Source organism: Mesorhizobium sp. M8A.F.Ca.ET.202.01.1.1, from assembly GCF_004791595.1.
GTDB lineage: Bacteria > Pseudomonadota > Alphaproteobacteria > Rhizobiales > Rhizobiaceae > Mesorhizobium.
Genome location: NZ_SRUN01000008.1, coordinates 259299 through 276297, shown reverse-complemented (window position 1 = coordinate 276297; position 16999 = coordinate 259299). Strand labels below are relative to the sequence as shown.

The following is a 16999-nucleotide window of genomic DNA, read 5'->3' as shown; positions in this document are numbered from 1 at the left end:
CTACCGGATCGCGTCAAGCGCCTGGCGTTGCCGGTGCATCTCCAGGAAGATCCGGTAGTCGCGATCGAAGCGGGCGCCGGCGGCCGGGTTGGCAGCACGCCTCTTGCCGCCCTGCTGCATGGCAAGGCAGGCGGCGTTGAGGTCGGGAAACAGCCCGGCGGCGGTCGCGGCGACCATGCCGGTGCCGAGCAGCACCGCCTCGTCGGCCAGCGGTTCGACCACCGTGCAGCCGGTGGCGTCGGCATAGAGCTCCATCAAGAGCGGGTTCTTGGTGTGGCCGCCGGTGACATGCAGCGTGTCGATCAGGTAGCCATTCTCGTTCAGCGCCTCCAGCACATGGCGCACGCCGAGCGCAATGCCGACGGCGGTGCGCCAGTAGAGCTTGCACAGGCTGTCGAAGGACGAATCCAGCGTCAGACCGCTGACGACGCCGACCGCGTGCGGATCGGCGAGCGGCGAGCGGTTGCCATGGAAATCCGGCAGCACGTGCAGCCGGCCGGCAAGGCCCTCGCCCTCGGCGGCGCGCAGTTCGGCGACGCGCGCGGCGATCCTGGCATGCATGGCCGCGTTCGGCTCGCCGCCGGCGCCATGCCAGCGGATGATGTGGTCGAGCAGCGCCCCGGTTGCCGACTGGCCACCTTCCGACAGCCACAGCTTCGGAAGGGCGGCGCCGTAGTACGGGCCCCAGACGCCGGCGAAAGGCTGCGGGTCGGGCGACATGGCCATCACGCAGCTCGATGTGCCGGCGATCAGCGCCAGATGGCGGCCGATATTCTGGTCGTCGCCGGCGAAGCCGCCGAGCACGCCAAGCGCGCCGGCATAGGCGTCGATAACGCCTGCGCCGACGCGGCAGTTTTCGGTCAGGCCGAGTTCTGCCGCTGCCCGCGCCGTCAGCGGGCCGATGTAGGCACCCACCGGGCTGGCCCGCTCCGGCAGATTGCCGTGGTCAAAAAGATCGTCGAGGCCGACGAGTTCGAAGAAATCGCGTTGCCACGCGGTTTCCTGGTGCGCCAGGTAGGTCCATTTGGCGGTCAGCGTGCATTGCGAGCGCGCCAGCGAGCCGGTCGCCTGCCAGGTCAGGTAATCAGTCAGGTCGAATAAATAGCCGGCTTCTTTCCACGTGCCGGGCAGATTACGCTTCAGCCACATCAGCTTCGGCGTCGCCATCTCCGGCGACATGACGCCGCCGATATAATTCAGCACCTCGTGGCCGCTTGCGGTGCATTCGTCGGCCTCGGCGATGGCGCGATGGTCGAGCCAGACAATGGTGTCCCAGCGCTTTTCACCGGTGGTCGAAACACTGAGCTGGCCGCCTTGCCTGTCACGCACGACCAGCGAACAGGTGGCATCGAAGGAGATACCGGCGATATGCTCGGCGGCGACGCCTGCCTTTTCCCGCGCGGCACGCACGGCGGTGCAGACGGCGGACCAGATGTCGCGTGAATCATGCTCGGCATGATCGGGCTTCGGCTGATTCATGGCGATCGGCCGCTCGGCACGGCCGAGCAAGGAACCACTGGCGTCGAGAATGCCCGCGCGAGCGCTCCCGGTGCCGACATCGACCGCGCAGACAAACTGTTTCGTCAAGATGCTCTAACTCTCGCTCCCAGGCCTGCAATCAGCTCCGGCAATTGCAGCATGTCAGCGAATATAAAGTCCGGTTCGGTCGACGCAAGCCGCGCTTTCAATCCCGGATTGCCGGCGTGCGCGCCGCCGGTGAAGGCGAAGACGTGCATGCCGGCCGCGCGTGCCGCCGCGACGCCGGCGGGGCTGTCCTCGATGACCAGGCAGTTGCGCGGACGCGCCCGCATGCTGGCGGCAGCGTGGAGAAAAAGGTCCGGTGCCGGCTTTCCCCTGGCAACCATGGCGGCGCTGAACAGATGCGGCTCCATCAGCGTGAGCAGGCCGGTGACGTCGAGCGCGTAACGAATCCGTTCCAGCGTACCGGAAGAGGCAACGCAATACGGCAGGCGGAGCTTCGGCAACATCTCCCTGACGCCGGCGATCGGCTTCAGCTCCTCGCGGAACTTTCGCATGAGGTCGACGCGCATGGCGGTGAGATGCCGGTCGGTGATCTCCAGGCCGAAGTCGCGGCCGAGGATCTCGCGCACGCTCTTCATGCTCTTGCCGAGGAAATGTTCGTAGGCGGCGTCTTCGCCGATGCTGCCGCCGGCAAGTTCGATCATGCCGAGCAGCGCCGAGACGGAGAGCGCCTCGCTGTCGACCAGCACGCCGTCGCAGTCGAAGATGACCAGTTCAGGCGTCATGGTGCCGGCTGGCTCTCAGAGCTTGCCGGCGATGTAGCGCGTCAGCGTGGCGCGCGTGCCATTGGCCCAGAGCACGTTGAGCGCGTGGGCGAAGGCCTCGACGAAGGCGGTGGCGCGGCCGACATCGCCATAGATGTCGTCCATCGCAAGCCAGGCGGCAGGCGCGGCCTTTGCCGCCTTTGCCGTTGCCTGCATCCGATCCCAGCTCGGGTCGTTGGGTTCGATGACGGCGCCGCTGTCCGTCGTGCCGAAGCAGTAGCGGCACCACAGCGCCGATTCCAGCGCCAGTCCGGTAACGCCTTTGCCCGCCTTCAGCCGGTCCGCGATGGTCGGGATGATGAATTTCGGCTGGCGGTTGGAGCCGTCGAGGCAGAGCCGGCGCACTGTGTCGCCGATCTTGGGATTGGAGAAGCGCTTCTCGATGAGCTGGTAGTAGTCTTCCAGCACCGTGTCCGGCACGGGCGGCACGGTCGGCATGATCTCGTCATGCTCGAGCTTGTCGAGGAAGCCGCGCACCAGCGGCTCCTGCATCGCCTCATGGACGAAATGGATGTCCATCAGCCCGGCCGGATAAGCAATGGTGGCGTGGCCGCCATTGAGGATGCGAATCTTCATGAGCTCGTAAGGGGCGACCTCCCTGACGAACTGCACGCCGACCTTTTCCAGCGGCGGGCGGCCATCGGTGAAATGGTCTTCCAGCACCCATTGCCGAAATGGCTCGCAGAACACCGGCCAATTGTCTTCGAGGCCGAAATCGTCGGCGAGGATCTTGCGCTCGCGGTCGCTGGTCGCCGGCGTGATCCGATCGACCATGGCGTTCGGGAAGGCGACGTGGTCGCTGACCCAGCTCGCCAGGTCCTCGTCGATCAGGCGGGCAAGGCCGATCACACCGTCCGACGTGACATGGCCGTTATGGGGAATGTTGTCGCAGGACATGACGGTGAACGGCACGATGCCGTCCTGACGGCGGCGCATGAGGCCAGCCAGGATGATGCCGAACACGGTCTTTGGTGTGGCGCCCGGCTGCGCGTCGGCGACAATATCAGGATGAGTTGGGTTGAAGACTCCGGAGGCCGGATCGATGAAATAGCCGCCTTCAGTGATGGTCAGCGATACGATCCTGATCGCCGGATCGGCCAGCCGCTCGATGATGGCGGCGGCATCGCCCGGCATCAGGAAATCGATCATCGCGCCGGTGACGCGGGCGCTCATGTGGCCTTCGTCCTGCTCGACCACGGTGGTCAGCCAGTCCTGCTCTTCGAGCTTGCCGCGGCCGATCTTCTCGCCGTCGAACACGCCGGCGCCGACCAGCGCCCAATCATGGCCGATGCCCTGACCGAACAGGTCGTCGAGATAGACGGCCTGATGCGAGCGGTGGAAATTGCCGACACCGAAATGCACGATGCCGGCTTTCAGCGCCGACCGGTCATAGTTCGGACCTGCGACCTTGGATGGAAGCGTGGCGAGGCTCGAGGAAGAGAGTTTCACGGTCATCTGCTTTACCCTTTGGCCGATTTGCAGCCCGACTGTTTCGCCTCCTTCGGGAGGGCGAGGATGAGGGGCCGCACCTGATGTTCCAGTATGCTGCCCCTCACCCGCCCCCTCGGCACTTCTCCGGAGGAAATGAGAGAAGCGCCTTCCCCCTCAACTCATCCTTTTCAACTCATCCATTGGCCGCCATCGACATTGTAGGTCTGGGCGACGATGTATTCGGCCTCGTCGCTGGCGAGGAACACGGCCATGCCCGCGAGGTCTTCCGGCTTGCCCATGCGGCCGTACGGTACGCCCTCGCCGACCAGCCGTTTCTTTTCGCCTTTCGGCCGGTTCTCGTATTTGGCGAACAAGGCATCGACCTCGTCCCACATGTCGCTGTCGACGACGCCGGGTGCGATGCCGTTGACATTGATGCGGTGCTTGATCAGGTCGAGCCCGGCTGACTGCGTCAGCGAGATGACCGCGGCCTTGGTGGCGCAATAGACCGCGACCAGCGGTTCGCCGCGACGCCCGGCCTGGCTCGCCATGTTGATGATCCTGCCGCCCTTGCCCCGCGCGATCATCGACCGGGCGGCTGCCTGCAACATGAACAGCGTGCCGGCGACATTGACGGAAAACAGCTTTTCGTAGCTCGCCCTCGAGATCTCCACGATCGGCGCCAGGTCGAACAGAGCGGCGTTGTTGATCAGGATATCGAGGCCGCCGGTCCTGCTCTCCACCGCTTTGACCGCGGCATCGATGGATGCCTGGTCGGTGACGTCAAGCTTTAGCGCATAGGCGTGGTCGCCGATTTCAGCCGCGGTCTTGCGCGCTGCGTCGAGATTGATATCGGCAATCGCCACGGTGGCGCCTTCGCGCACATAGGCCTCGGCGAAGGCTCTGCCGATGCCGCGCGCCGACCCGGTGATCAGCGCCGATTTGCCTCTCAGCCTCACCGCTCCATCCTCACCGCTCCATCCTCACTGGGCCATCGCCTTGCCGTCGGGGCCGAAGCGGTGCAGCTTGGCTTGGTCGGGCGTGAGATAGATGGTGTCGCCATGGCGGACCGCCAATTCGCCGTCGGCGCGCACCGTCAGTGGCCCGACGCCGTCAGCCTGGACGTGCAGGAACGTGTCGGAGCCCAGATGCTCGGCCACGCCGACGGTGGCCTTCCAGTCGCCCGCCGTGGTCGAGATCTGCATATGTTCAGGCCGGATGCCGATCGTCTTGGCGCCATATTTGGCGGCCGGTGCGCCCTCGATCAGGTTCATCTTCGGCGAACCGATGAAGCCGGCGACGAACAGGTTGCGCGGCGTCTTGTAGAGCTCCATCGGCGAGCCGACCTGCTCGATGTTGCCGGCGTTGAGCACGACGATCTTGTCGGCCATGGTCATGGCCTCGACCTGGTCGTGGGTGACGTAGATCATCGTCGTCTTGAGCTGATGGTGCAGCTCGCTGATTTCGAGCCGCATGGTGCCGCGCAGTGCCGCGTCAAGATTGGACAAGGGCTCGTCGAACAGGAAGGCCGAGGGCTGGCGCACGATGGCGCGGCCGATGGCGACGCGCTGGCGCTGGCCGCCGGAGAGCTGGCCGGGACGGCGTTCGAGATAGTTGGTGAGGTTCAAGACGCGCGCCGCGTCCTTCACCTTCCTGTCGATGGTCGCCTGGTCCTCGCCCGCCATCTTCAAGGGGAAGGCGATGTTCTTGGCAACCGTCATATGCGGGTAGAGCGCATAGGACTGGAACACCATGGCAAGCTTGCGCTTGGCCGGCGCCTCGCCGGTGACGTCACGGCCATCGATGTTGATGGTGCCGCCGCTGGTGTCTTCCAGGCCGGCGATCAGCCTCAGCAATGTCGACTTGCCGCAGCCCGACGGGCCGACGAAGACGACGAACTCGCCATTCTCGATCACCAGGTCGAGACCGGGGATGATGGACGTCGATCCAAAGGATTTGGAGACGTTCTTGAGCGTGATGTTTCCCATGGTTTCCTCCCCGAGAGCTATTTTTCGCCGATTGCTTCAGGCAATTGCCGTTACTTCACCGCACCAAAGGTCAGGCCGCGGACCAGCTGCTTCTGGCTGAACCAGCCCATGATCAGGATCGGTGCGATGGCCAGCGTCGAGGCCGCCGAAAGCTTGGCCCAGAACAGGCCTTGCGGGCTGGAGAAGGAGCTGATGAAGGCGGTAAGCGGTGCTGCTTCCGTGGTCGTCAGCCGGATCGTCCAGAACGCCTCGTTCCAGGCCAGGATGATGTTCAAGAGCATGGTCGAGGCTATGCCCGGCACCGCCATCGGCGTCAGCACATAGATGATCTCGTTCCACAGCGACGCGCCGTCCATGCGCGCCGCTTCCAGGATCTCGCCGGGGATCTCGCGGAAATAGGTGTAGAGCATCCAGATCACGATCGGCAGGTTGATCAGCATCAGCATGACCATCAGGCCGATGCGGCTGTCGAGCAGGCCGGTGTCGCGGAAGATCAGGTAGATCGGAAACAGCACCGCGACCGCCGGCATCATCTTGGTGGACAGCATCCACATCAGGATGTCCTTGGTCCGCTTGGTTGGCGAGAAGGCCATCGACCATGCCGCCGGGATGGCGACGAGCAGGGCCAGGACGGTCGAGCCGACCGAGAGCAGCACCGAGTTGAAGAAGAACTTGAAATAGCCGCTCTGCGCCTGGACCTCGGAATAGCTTTCGAAGGTTCCCGACGGGATCAGGTTGAAGCCCTGGATCGCCTCCTGTTCCGACTTGAACGAGGTGATGATCGTGTACAGGATCGGAAAGAAGATCAGCAGGGCGACGATCCAGGCGGCTGCCGTCGCGATGGTCTTGTGCTGGGTGGTGACTGCGCGTGCCATCTTGTCCTCCCTTACTTGTCCAGGTTCTTGCCGACGGCGCGCATGGCGAAGAAGGCGACGATGTTGGCGAGAATGACGGCGATCACACCGCCCGCGGATGCCTGGCCGATTTTGAACTCCAGCAGCGCCTTCTGGTAGACGAGGAAGGGCAGGTTGGTGGAGGCATAGCCGGGGCCGCCATTGGTGGTGACCAGGATCTCGGCATAGACGGAGAGCAGGAAGATCGTCTGGATCAGGATGACCACGGTGATCGCTCGCGACATGTGCGGCAGCGTCAGATAGATGAAGCGGCTGATGAAGCCGGCGCCGTCCATCTCGGCGGCTTCCTTCTGCTCGCCGTCGAGCGATTGCAGCGCGGTCAGCAGGATCAATGTCGCGAAAGGCAGCCATTGCCAGGCGACGATGATGATGATCGCCGTCATAGGATGCTGCCCGAACCAGTCGATCGGTTGCGCCCCGAAGAAGCGCGCTATGTCGGCGAAGACGCCATATTGCGGGTGCATGATCATGTTCTTCCACACCAGAGCGGCGACCGGCGGCATGACGAAGAACGGCGAGATGACGAGGATGCGCACGATCCCTTGGCCCCACATCGGCTGATCGATGAGCAGTGCCAGCAGGATGCCGCCGATCACCGTGATCAGCAGCACGCTGACCACCAGGACCAGCGTGTTGAGGATCGACTGCAGGAAAGCCGGGTTGGAATAGAACAGCGCGTAGTTCGAGAGGCCGACGAAGCCATCGCGAACCGGATTGAGCGGGTTGTACTGCTGGAAGGAGAACCACAGCGTGAGAGCGAGCGGAACAACCATCCAGACCAGCAGCAGCACCACGGATGGCGCCATCATGAATCGGGCAAGCGAACGGGTCTGCTGAGTAGCCATGACGGTCACCCTTCAAGGATCAGACTGAATTTTCACAGGCGTTGGAAAGGCGGCCGCCCGAACTGGGTTTCGGGCGGCCGTTGCCGGTCGAGGAGGTGACCGGCATTCGGCACCGGGAGGAGCCTTACTTGATATAACCGCCCTCGGTCATCGCCGCGGTCGCGGCGTCCTGGGCCTGCTTCAACGCATCGTCGACGCTCGACTGACCGGCAAGTGCCGCCGAGAAGAGCTGGCCGACGGTTGTGCCAAGGCCCTGGAATTCAGGGATGGCGACGAACTGCACGCCGACATAGGGCACCGGCTTGACGGTCGGATGCGTCGGGTCGGCGGCGTTGATGGAGTCCAGTGTCATCTTGGCGAACGGAGCCGCCTTCTGGTACTCGGCGTTCGCATAAAGCGAGGAGCGCGTGCCCGGAGGTACGTTGGCCCAGCCTTCCTTCGACGCGACGAGCTCCGCATAGTGCTTGCTGGTCGCCCAGGAGACGAACTTCTCGGCAGCGTCGGCCTTCTGCGTGCCGGCGGGGATCGCCAGCGACCACGCCCATAGCCAGTTGCCGCGCTTGCCAAGGCCGTTGTCAGGCGCCAAGGCGTAACCGACCTTGTCGGCGACGGTCGAGTTCTTCGGGTCGGAGACGAAGGACGCCGCGACTGTGGCGTCGATCCACATGCCGCACTTGCCCTGCTGGAAGAGCGCCAGGTTTTCGTTGAAGCCGTTGGAGGACGCGCCTTCGGGGCCGTCGGCCTTCATCAGGTCGACATAGAACTGCAGCGTCTTCTTCCACTCGGGCTGGTCGAACTGCGGCTTCCAGTTCTCGTCGAACCAGCGGGCGCCGAACGAGTTCGACATGGCGGTCAGGAAGGCCATGTTCTCGCCCCAGCCGGCCTTGCCGCGCAGGCAGACGCCGTTCACGCCATTGGCGCGGTCGGTCATCTTGTCGGCGGCCTGTTTGATGAAGTCCCAGGTCGGCGCATCGGGCATCTTCAGCCCAGCCTTCTCCATCAGGTCCTTGCGGTACATGACGAAGGAGCTTTCGCCGTAGAACGGCGCGGCATAGAGCTTGCCGTCGACCGAGAGGCCGCCGGCGATGGCCGGGATGATGTCCTTGGCGTCGTAGTCGTCGCCGAGCTTGTCGAGCGGCAGCAGCCAGCTCTGCTTGGCCCAGATCGGAACCTCGTAGGTGCCGATGGTCATCACGTCATACTGGCCGCCCTTGGTGGCGATGTCGGTGGTGACACGCTCGCGCAGCACGTTCTCTTCGAGCGTGACCCAGTTGAGCTGGATGTCGGGGTTGGCCTTGGTGAAGTCGTCGGTCAGCTTCTGCATGCGGACCATATCGCCATTGTTGACGGTGGCGATGGTGATGGATTCGGCATGTGCGGCGAAAGCCAGCGCGCTGGCCGAGCACAAGCCCAGGATGAGCGTACGAAGTTTCATCAAATTCCTCCCATGGACCAAGATGAGCATTTGCCTTGGCTGTGAGCAATTACTCACTAAGTGTGAATTATGTCAAGCCGGATTCGATGCTGCAGCGCAGCACCGGGCTTGCCGATGGACCGCCGACGGATGGAAGTTGGAGACGACGAGCCGCGCGCGTGCCGGATATCAGGCAACGGGACAGGAAGGGGTCCAGGATCGAAGCGGGCGCGACGAACCCGTCAGCAGGCGATCTCGGCCAGCAGCCAATCGCGGAAGGCGCGGATCTTGGGCACGTTGCGGCGGGCTTCCGGATAGACCAACCAGTAGGCGTGGCCGTCGTCGCCGACCAGGTCGAACGGCTGGATCAGACGGCCGTCGGCGAGTTCGGCCTTGAACAGGGCCCGGGTCAGGATCGCCACGCCGTGGCCCGATATGGCCGCGTTGGCTTCATAGGCTTGCGCGCCCATGCTGCTGCCGGGCCGCCTGGCAAGGTCATGGCTGTGCACGCCAGCGGCCTCGAACCATTGCGTCCACCAGATATCGCTGGGATCGAGGATCGGCAGCTTGAGCAGATCGGCCGGTTCGTTGATGCCGCCGATGCTCGCCGCGAGCTTCGGGCTCAGCATCGGCGTGAAATCGGCATCGAGCAGCTTGTGGGCTTCCAGCCCGGGCCATTTGCCGCCGCCAGAACGAATGGCGAGGTCGACGTCCTCGCGGGAGAAATCCGTCAGCCGGCTCGACGTCTCGAGCCGCACGGCAAGCGACGGATGCGCGATCTGGAACGCGCCCAGATGATGCGCCAGCCAATTCGAGGCAAAGGTCAGCACCGTGGTGACACATAGCAGCCCGTCCGCGCCGCCGCGCGCGGCGGCATAGGCCTGGCTGAGGATGGCAAAGGCCTCGCTGACAGCCGGCGCTAGGCGCTGGCCCGCTTCGGTCAGTTCGATCTGTCGCGGCCGGCGCAGGAACAGCGGCGCGCCGACGCGCTCCTCCAGCACCTTGATCTGGTAGCTGACCGCGGCTTGCGTCATGGCGAGTTCCCCGGCGGCCTTGGTGAAAGAAAGATGCCGCGCCACCGCCTCGAACACCCGGATCGCCTGCAATGGCGGCAGTTGCGAAACCTGCGGCGCGCTGAGGTCAGGCATAAAGCCTCCTTATGGGTCGTTATCGACGTTCGATTGGCAAAGGCGGCCGGCAAGGCCGACATTCATCCTCAACCCGTCATTCGGGTTCAGGATAGCGAAGGTTGACGATCATGACCATGACGCAGCAAAAATGCACTCCCGCTCCCGATCATCGCTGGATTTCGTGGTTGGTGGACGGATTCGGCTGGTTCGCGCCCCGAAAAAAGGCGCATCTCGACATCAGGGACCTGTCGCCCCATCTGCAGCGCGACCTCGGTTTTCTCGACGGCAACGACCCTTTCGGCCGGCACCAATAGCCTTCCTGGCTTTATCAGGAAGCCGTCAAATACCGGCCAGCAGGGCGGTCGCCGTCCGCTCGTCGGTGATGAGCCCGTTGACCAGCCGCCGGTTCACGGCCGCCAGGATTCCCGGCAGCTTACGCTCGCCCATGGCGAGCGCGATAACCAGCGACTTCTCGCGCGACGGCAGCGCCGCCGACGACACCCGGTCATTGGTGATGCCTTCGATCATGCGGCCCTCGCGATCGAACACCCAGCCGACGATTTCGGCGACGCCGCCCGCCTTCTGCAAGGCTTTCAGCTCGCTTTCGGAAATGAAGCCGTCCTCGTAGAGCGGCGCCTTCGGGCCGAGGTCGCCAATACCGATGAAGGTGACATCGGCCTCGGCGGCAAGCGCCAGCGTCGGCTGGATCATCGGCTGGTTGAGCAGCATTTCGCGCTCCTGCGGCGAGGAGGCGATGACCGGCAGCGGCATCGGGAAGGACCGCGCCTTGACCCTGTCGGCCATGGTGAAGATGACGTTGTAGAAGGCGGCCGAACCGTCCGGCGAGATGTTGCCGGTCAAGGACACCACCTTATGCTGCGGGCATTCCATCGGCGGCAATTGTTCGATCGCCGCCTTCAGCGTGCGTCCGGTGCCGATGCCCATGACGATCGGTGTCGGCGACCGCAGCCGCCGTTCGATCTCGGCGGCGGCCGCTTCGGCGATGCCGATGGTGGTGGAGGATGAGTTGGGATCGCTCGGCACCACCTCGACAAGGTCGAGCGCGAAGCGTGATTTCAGCCGCGCGGCAAGGTCCAGGCAGTTGGCGATCGGATGATCGACGCGGACCTTGATCAAGCCTTCCGACACCGCCAGCGACACCAGCCGCTGCGCCGTCTGCCTCGATATGCCAAGCGTGGCCGCGATCTGGTCCTGTGTGTTGCCGGCAACATAATAGAGCCAGCCGGCGCGCGCCGCGTCGTCCAGCCTGTTGCTGCCGCCATCCTGCCGGCTATTCACGTCCTGCCTCCCGAAACCCGCCGATCATCAGGCGATCCGTATCAGTTTCGCAGGGAATGGCCGCCTGCGCAATTGTCAATCTCAAGAGCAAATGCCTACGCTGATACAGCGGAGGTTTCTCGGCCAATACCCGGTCGGAGAAAACGCGGCCGGTTCCGTTTCGCTTTGAAGGCATGTTCTATGGCCGCCAAAGGTTTATCTCCCGCCGCAAACCCTTTAAGGGATCGCAAAAAGGAGCGCTGCATGACACCGAAGGCGGTTTTCTGGGACATGGACGGCACGCTGGTCGACAGCGAACCGCTGCATGAGGCAGCCCTCATTGCAGCGATGCGCAATGCCGGCCTGACGCCGCCTGACGATCTGCATGAGCGCGTGCTGGGCGTCGCCGCCTGGCCGGTCTACGAAATGATGCGCGACGAGTTCGGGCTGCGACTGCCCTTCGACGAGTGGATCGTTCACAAATATGAGCATTACCTGCCGCTGGTCGAAGGGCTGAAGCCGCGCCCAGGCGCTATCGAGGTCTTCCACGAACTGCACGCGCTCGGCGTGCAGCAGGCGGTGGTGTCCAATTCGGACCGGATGATCGTCGACGCCAATCTGCGCATGGTCGGCCTCACCTATCCCGGCATGAAGACGATCAGCCGCAACGACGTGCGCGACGGCAAGCCGCACGCCGAGCCTTTCTTGCGCGCCGCCTATCTGGCCGACGTCGATCCCGCGCACGCCGTCGCGGTCGACGACAGCTGGCCGGGCGCCATGGCGGGGCTGGCGGCGGGAATGAAGACCATCTTCTGGCCTGAAAAGCCGATGGAAGGACCGCCCGGCGCCATCGTCATCAACAGCGCCGGGGAATTGCGGGCTCAGCTCGGGCTGTGAGTAGCCTCCTTCTCCCCCGTCACTATACGGGGAGAAGGTGCCGGCAGGCGGATGAGGGGCAGCGCTGACTTGGCAAAACGTCGGCGTGCAGGTTCTGATTTCTGAGACCTTGGTGCCGCCCCTCATTGTCCTGCCGGACATTTCTCCCCATATAGTGACGGGGAGAAAGTGGCGGTGCTGACGGTTTCGCCAATTACCGGCGTTGCGAAATGATCGCTTAATTCCGGTACACCGGCTCCTGCTCGTCGAGGATCGCCTTCAACTCGGCGAGGTGACGCTCGGCCTGGCCGGGATAGTCGTCCATCTCGCTCGCCGCCTTCTCGGCGATCGCGTCGGAGAGCGTGCGCAGCGGGCGACCGGTCCACAGCGCCTTGATGTAGGTCTCGGCGGCGCGCTCGAAATAGAACATGCGGTTGAAGGCGTCGGCGACGGTGTCGCCGATGACCAGCACGCCATGGTTGCCCATCACCATCACCTTGACCTTGGGGTCGGCGAGAAGCTGCGAGCAGCGCTCGCCCTCTTCCTCGAAGGCCAGTCCGCCATAATGCGCGTCGACGACATGGCGGTTGAAGAACATCGCCGAGTTCTGATCTATCGGCGGCAGCGTGGAGTCGGCCAGCGAGGCCAGCACGGTGGCATGGATCGAATGGACATGCATGACGCAGCGCGCGTGCGGTACGTTGCGATGCACGGCGCCGTGCAAGCCCCATGCCGTCGGGTCGGGTGCATTAGGCCCCGAAAGCGTGTCGGGGTCGTTGGCGTCGATCTCGATCAGGTCGCTCGCCTTGACGCGTGAGAAATGCACCTGGTTGGGGTTCATCAGGAACCTGGTGCCGTCGTCGTTGATGGCCAGCGAGAAATGGTTGGCCACCGCTTCGTGCATGTTGAGCCGCGCGGTCCAGCGGAAGGCGCAGGCGAGATCGACGCGCTCTTCGTAGAAGGGCAGGTTGGTCAGCGTTTCCTTCTGCAGGCGGGCAATGCTCATGCTAAAATTCCTCCGGTTTCGGCAAGAATGCCGCGCTCCGCTGGTGCCCGCAACCGCTTTCGCTTGGTGCAGAAGGCCCGCTATGCCGCGGTGCTTGCGGCGCCAATGGTCCGCAGTCCGCCGTGCTCGACGATGAAGTCGATCACCTCCTGCAACCCCTTGCCGCGCGAGAGATCGGTGAAGCCGAACGGGCGCTTGCCGCGCATGCGGCCGGCATCGCTCTCCATGACATCGAGATTGACGTTCACATAAGGCGCCAGGTCGCTCTTGTTGATGATGAGGAAATCGGAGCGGGTGATCGCCGGGCCGCCCTTCCTCGGGATCTCCTCGCCCTGGCAGACCGAGATGACGTAGAGCGTCAGGTCGGCAAGGTCCGGCGAGAAGGTGGCGGCCAGGTTGTCGCCGCCGGATTCGATGAAGATGATGTCGAGATCGGGGAATTTGCGGTTCAGTTCGGCGATCGCCTGCAAATTGATCGAGGCGTCCTCGCGGATGGCGGTGTGCGGGCAGCCGCCGGTTTCGACGCCGACGATGCGGTCCTCCGGCAGCGCCTGCAGCCGGACCAGCATCATGGCGTCTTCCCTGGTGTAGATGTCGTTGGTGACGACGGCGATGGAAAACTCGTCGCGCAGCGCCTTGCAGAGTTTTTCGGTGAGCGTCGTCTTGCCGGAACCGACGGGGCCGCCAATGCCGATGCGAAGAGGACCGTTAGCTTGTGTCATATCGGAAACTCCATAATGGCAAGAGCCGCGAAGCCGAGCCCGATCAGCAGGCACAGCGGCGAATAGAGACTGGTATCGAGCCACGCGAAAGGCTGTTGCGGCGCCAGCCGGCGCCACCAGGGCGTGAAACCGGCAATGCCACGCCCCAGGAACACCAGACCGATCAGCATCGACGTGGCGGCAAGGCCCTCCTTGGGAAAGGGCGAGGCGAAGAACCCGATGAGCGCCAGCGGCCAGAGCGTCGCCAGGCCAAGGCAGGCGGCAACGGCGAAACTGGCGATCGGTGTCGGCATTTCGTCGACGCCGCGAAAACCGACGACGGCATGGGCGCAGGACGCGGCATCCCTGCCCGGCCAGATGCCGCCGATGCCCCAATAGACATGCAGTGCCGTGATCAGCAGCAGGACGAATGAGAGGACGAAGGCGAGTAGGATCATGAGCGGAACAATCGCGAATACTGGGTTTCGTGCTTCATCGCCATGACGTCGGAGACGAAGGCGCAGCCGCCGAGATCGTCCGATGTCGAGCGGGACGCGCGCGCCGCCGTCGAGAGCGCCAGCGGCTCGAAGCCGGCAAGCAGCGCGGTGGCTTCGTTCTGACCGATGACGCCGAGCCGGATCGCGGCCTGGACGAGGTTGGAAAAGAAGGCTTGCAGGAAGGCGGACAGCGCGTCCTGCAGCGCAATGCCATTGCCCCCGGCGACGGCGCCGACAGCGACGCAATAGGCGCATTCGGCCGGCAAGCGCTCCAGCACGGAATTGGGCCAGGCGCCGGCCGCTTTAAGGAAGGCCGCACCTTGCAGCATGGCCTCGGCGTGGCGTTCGCGCGAGCCGGCCAGTGCCTCGGCCAGCGCGGCGACCTCGGCCAGATCGCTGCCTTCGCGGGCGCGGCGCCAGCTCTCGGCGAACAGCACGGCATCGTTCCAGCCGGAGCCCATCTCGACCAGCGTCTCCAGCCAGCTGGCAAGGCCGGCGGCATCGGCCACCAACCCGTCATGCACCGCGCGCTCCAGACCATGGCTGTAGGCAAAGCCGCCGACCGGAAAGGCCGGCGACAGCCATGCCATCAGCCGCAGCAGGGCGATGCCGGAGGGCTGGTCAGTCATGGTGAAGATCGTGATGCGAATGCGCGTGGCTGTGCGAATGGGATTCGCCGTGGCCATGGCTGTGCGCCTCGGCGTGGGCATGGCCATGCCCGCCGGAATAGGCGCCGCGCACCGGCTTGAACGGCTCCGAGACGTCGCGCACCGTGGCGCCGAGCCCCTCCAGCATCGCCTTGATGACATGGTCGCGCAGGATGAGGATACGGTGCGCCTCGATGCCGGCGGCGAGGTGGCGGTTGCCGATATGCCAGGCGAGTTCGGTCAGATGCACGGCGTCGCGGGCGCGGATGTCATAGACCTCTTCGGGCGCCGCGATAATCTCGATATGACCGCCGTCCTCCAGCACCAGCCGGTCGCCGTCGTTCAGGGCAACGGGCTCGGGCAGGTCGACCAGCACCTTGCCGCCGTCGGCAAGTTCGATGGCGCGGCGGCGCAGATGCCGCTCGTCATGGGCGAGGACCGCACGGCCGGAAGGCACAGTGGTCGCGGCCGTGCCGGCAGGCAGCACCGAGACGGCGCGCGGAAATTTGGTGAAGTCGGTGTTGAGGTTGAGCTTCATTTCATGGCTCCGCCATTAGAGCGCCGCGCGTCCCCTTGGACGCGCAAAGGACGCTCTAACATGTTTGAATCTATGCATCGTGCTTTCCGAAAACCGATTCCGATTTTCGGGCCGATGCATTGGCTTGGGCACGGGCGCGGGCTGGGCGGCCCAGCACGCGGTCGAAATAGGCGTTGACGCGGTCGGATTCGATCGGGAAGCGGCCGGCTCGGGCCCAGCCGCCCATATCGCCGAGCAGCACGTCGACGGCGGAAAACCGGTCGCCGAGTGCGAACGGTTTGTCGCCGAGCCGGCGATCCAGTGCCTTGAGCTCCGTAGCGAAATCATAGGCCGCCGCGGGGCCGACCTCGACCCGCACTTCCCTGGGTAAGAGGAAGCGATGGCGCAATTTGTTCCACACGGCGCCTCGAATTCGCTCTGGGCAAAATGCATCCAGGAATCCATCTCGGCACGGCCCGCAAGGCCCGGATTGGCGCCCATGCCTTTATCGGCGTGCTTGTCGGCGAGATAGACGCAGATCGCCGCCGAATCCGTCACGATCAGCTCACCGTCGATGAGGATCGGCACCTTGCCCGACGGATTGAGCGCATAGGCTTCCGGCGAGCGGAGCTTGACCTCGACGAATTCATAGGGCTGCCCGAGTTCCTCGAGCATCCAGAGGACGCGGCTGACCCGGGACCCACGCGATCCAATGGCCTTGTACATCGCTGAACCTGCCTTTCCCCGAAACTCTAGATCATCGGCTGGCGTCATACGATCGTGTCGAAGAGCCGCAGGATAAACGATATCTGGTAGATCAGCGCCGCCGTGACGAAGGCGATGTGGAAGCGGCGGTCGCGCACCAGGATCGCGGCGATGCAGAGCGCGACGAAGATCGGCGTTCGGAACAGATATTCGTCGCCGAAGCGGGCGAAATGCTCCGGCCCTTTCAGCAGGGTGTCGATCACATCGAGCAGATAAGTCGCCGCCAGCAGGCCGAAGAACCAGGCGCGGCGCGAATAGAAGAAATCCTCATAGCTGGTGTAGTCCAGCATCGAGTCCGGAAACAGCAGCGCGCAGAGCAGGAACAGAGTGATGGCGTAGAAAATGATGAAAAGGTATTTGCCGAAGGTCCAGGTTTCGATGGTGTACAGGCCGAACTCCCACCACCAGAAATGCACCAGCATCAGCAGCACCGAGGCGACCCAGGCCAAATGCACGGGATAGAGCCGGTACTGGCCGGGATGCTGGACGATGCGCGCCACACCCGACAACAGGCGGGCGACGCCAAGCCCAATCACCATGCCCATGACGATGCGGATATGTGGGAAAATGTCGTGGGCGGAGGCTATTTCGCTGGCCATGCCTAATCACAATACGGCTTTTCGAGGCCGCATATTGCGGTGTGGAATCCTCTCCTGCAATGGATTTTGAACCACTTGAGGCAGT

At 64.1% G+C, this 16999-nt stretch carries 19 protein-coding genes and 1 pseudogene; 2 read left to right on the top strand and 18 right to left on the bottom strand.

Features of this window, described 5'->3' with window-relative positions; genetic code table 11:
* From EN845_RS19340 to gcvA, 9 genes are all read right to left on the bottom strand, one after another.
* On the bottom strand, positions 1 to 1587 hold the full coding sequence (locus EN845_RS19340) for an FGGY-family carbohydrate kinase (protein WP_127871266.1): 1587 nt from the start codon (positions 1585 to 1587) through the stop codon (positions 1 to 3).
* Complete coding sequence (locus tag EN845_RS19335; protein WP_127871265.1) at positions 1584 to 2267, bottom strand: HAD-IA family hydrolase; 684 nt, start codon at positions 2265 to 2267, stop codon at positions 1584 to 1586. Before EN845_RS19335 ends, EN845_RS19340 begins: the two co-directional genes overlap by 4 nt.
* A 15-nt stretch (positions 2268 to 2282) precedes the next feature.
* Positions 2283 to 3761 carry a mannitol dehydrogenase family protein gene (locus tag EN845_RS19330; RefSeq protein WP_127871264.1) on the bottom strand — a complete coding sequence of 493 codons (1479 nt, stop codon included), beginning with the start codon at positions 3759 to 3761 and terminating at the stop codon, positions 2283 to 2285.
* A 164-nt stretch (positions 3762 to 3925) separates the two neighbouring features.
* Entirely contained in the window at positions 3926 to 4696 is a 771-nt protein-coding gene (locus tag EN845_RS19325; protein ID WP_127871263.1) for an L-iditol 2-dehydrogenase, read from the bottom strand.
* A 24-nt stretch (positions 4697 to 4720) separates the two neighbouring features.
* Positions 4721 to 5725: an ABC transporter ATP-binding protein gene (locus tag EN845_RS19320; protein WP_127871262.1), complete on the bottom strand. Its 1005-nt coding sequence runs from the start codon at positions 5723 to 5725 to the stop codon at positions 4721 to 4723.
* 50 nt (positions 5726 to 5775) lie between these two features.
* Positions 5776 to 6600: a carbohydrate ABC transporter permease gene (locus EN845_RS19315; protein ID WP_127275236.1), complete on the bottom strand. Its 825-nt coding sequence runs from the start codon at positions 6598 to 6600 to the stop codon at positions 5776 to 5778.
* An 11-nt stretch (positions 6601 to 6611) separates the two neighbouring features.
* A complete protein-coding gene (locus EN845_RS19310; protein ID WP_127275237.1) occupies positions 6612 to 7484 on the bottom strand; it encodes a sugar ABC transporter permease in 873 nt (290 codons plus the stop codon).
* A 124-nt stretch (positions 7485 to 7608) separates the two neighbouring features.
* Positions 7609 to 8919 (bottom strand): sugar ABC transporter substrate-binding protein, encoded by a 1311-nt coding sequence (locus tag EN845_RS19305; protein WP_127871260.1) that lies wholly within the window; start codon positions 8917 to 8919, stop codon positions 7609 to 7611.
* Between the two features lie 221 nt (positions 8920 to 9140).
* The gene (gene gcvA, locus EN845_RS19300; protein WP_127275239.1) at positions 9141 to 10046 is read right to left on the bottom strand and encodes a transcriptional regulator GcvA; all 906 of its coding nucleotides are present in this window, start codon (positions 10044 to 10046) and stop codon (positions 9141 to 9143) included.
* Between the two features lie 110 nt (positions 10047 to 10156).
* Between gcvA and EN845_RS19295 the strand changes: the two genes are divergently transcribed.
* A complete protein-coding gene (locus EN845_RS19295; RefSeq protein ID WP_127275240.1) occupies positions 10157 to 10342 on the top strand; it encodes a hypothetical protein in 186 nt (61 codons plus the stop codon).
* 25 nt (positions 10343 to 10367) lie between these two features.
* Here EN845_RS19295 and EN845_RS19290 read toward each other — a convergent pair whose 3' ends face one another.
* Entirely contained in the window at positions 10368 to 11327 is a 960-nt protein-coding gene (locus EN845_RS19290; protein WP_127275241.1) for a sugar-binding transcriptional regulator, read from the bottom strand.
* Between the two features lie 243 nt (positions 11328 to 11570).
* Between EN845_RS19290 and EN845_RS19285 the strand changes: the two genes are divergently transcribed.
* Positions 11571 to 12203 carry an HAD family phosphatase gene (locus EN845_RS19285; protein ID WP_127275242.1) on the top strand — a complete coding sequence of 211 codons (633 nt, stop codon included), beginning with the start codon at positions 11571 to 11573 and terminating at the stop codon, positions 12201 to 12203.
* Between the two features lie 217 nt (positions 12204 to 12420).
* On the opposite strand, the gene EN845_RS19280 is transcribed toward EN845_RS19285, so the two are convergent.
* From EN845_RS19280 to EN845_RS19250, 8 genes and pseudogenes are all read right to left on the bottom strand, one after another.
* The gene (locus EN845_RS19280; RefSeq protein ID WP_127871259.1) at positions 12421 to 13188 is read right to left on the bottom strand and encodes a class II aldolase and adducin N-terminal domain-containing protein; all 768 of its coding nucleotides are present in this window, start codon (positions 13186 to 13188) and stop codon (positions 12421 to 12423) included.
* Positions 13189 to 13268: 80 nt separating this feature from the next.
* Positions 13269 to 13910 carry an urease accessory protein UreG gene (gene ureG / locus EN845_RS19275; RefSeq protein ID WP_127871258.1) on the bottom strand — a complete coding sequence of 214 codons (642 nt, stop codon included), beginning with the start codon at positions 13908 to 13910 and terminating at the stop codon, positions 13269 to 13271.
* Positions 13907 to 14347: a DUF3995 domain-containing protein gene (locus EN845_RS19270; protein ID WP_127275245.1), complete on the bottom strand. Its 441-nt coding sequence runs from the start codon at positions 14345 to 14347 to the stop codon at positions 13907 to 13909. The genes ureG and EN845_RS19270 overlap by 4 nt, the downstream gene beginning before the upstream one ends.
* Positions 14344 to 15015, bottom strand: a complete 672-nt coding sequence (locus EN845_RS19265; protein ID WP_127871257.1) for an urease accessory protein UreF — start codon at positions 15013 to 15015, stop codon at positions 14344 to 14346. Before EN845_RS19265 ends, EN845_RS19270 begins: the two co-directional genes overlap by 4 nt.
* Positions 15008 to 15571: an urease accessory protein UreE gene (locus tag EN845_RS19260; protein WP_127871256.1), complete on the bottom strand. Its 564-nt coding sequence runs from the start codon at positions 15569 to 15571 to the stop codon at positions 15008 to 15010. The genes EN845_RS19265 and EN845_RS19260 overlap by 8 nt, the downstream gene beginning before the upstream one ends.
* A 70-nt stretch (positions 15572 to 15641) precedes the next feature.
* Complete coding sequence (locus tag EN845_RS36125) at positions 15642 to 15971, bottom strand: glutathione S-transferase C-terminal domain-containing protein (protein WP_245511768.1); 330 nt, start codon at positions 15969 to 15971, stop codon at positions 15642 to 15644.
* A 146-nt stretch (positions 15972 to 16117) separates the two neighbouring features.
* Positions 16118 to 16225 (bottom strand): annotated as a pseudogene (locus tag EN845_RS36120) (glutathione S-transferase N-terminal domain-containing protein); the annotation flags it as partial.
* A gap of 95 nt (positions 16226 to 16320) precedes the next feature.
* On the bottom strand, positions 16321 to 16914 hold the full coding sequence (locus EN845_RS19250) for a hypothetical protein (protein WP_127871255.1): 594 nt from the start codon (positions 16912 to 16914) through the stop codon (positions 16321 to 16323).
* Positions 16915 to 16999: the final 85 nt, after the last annotated feature.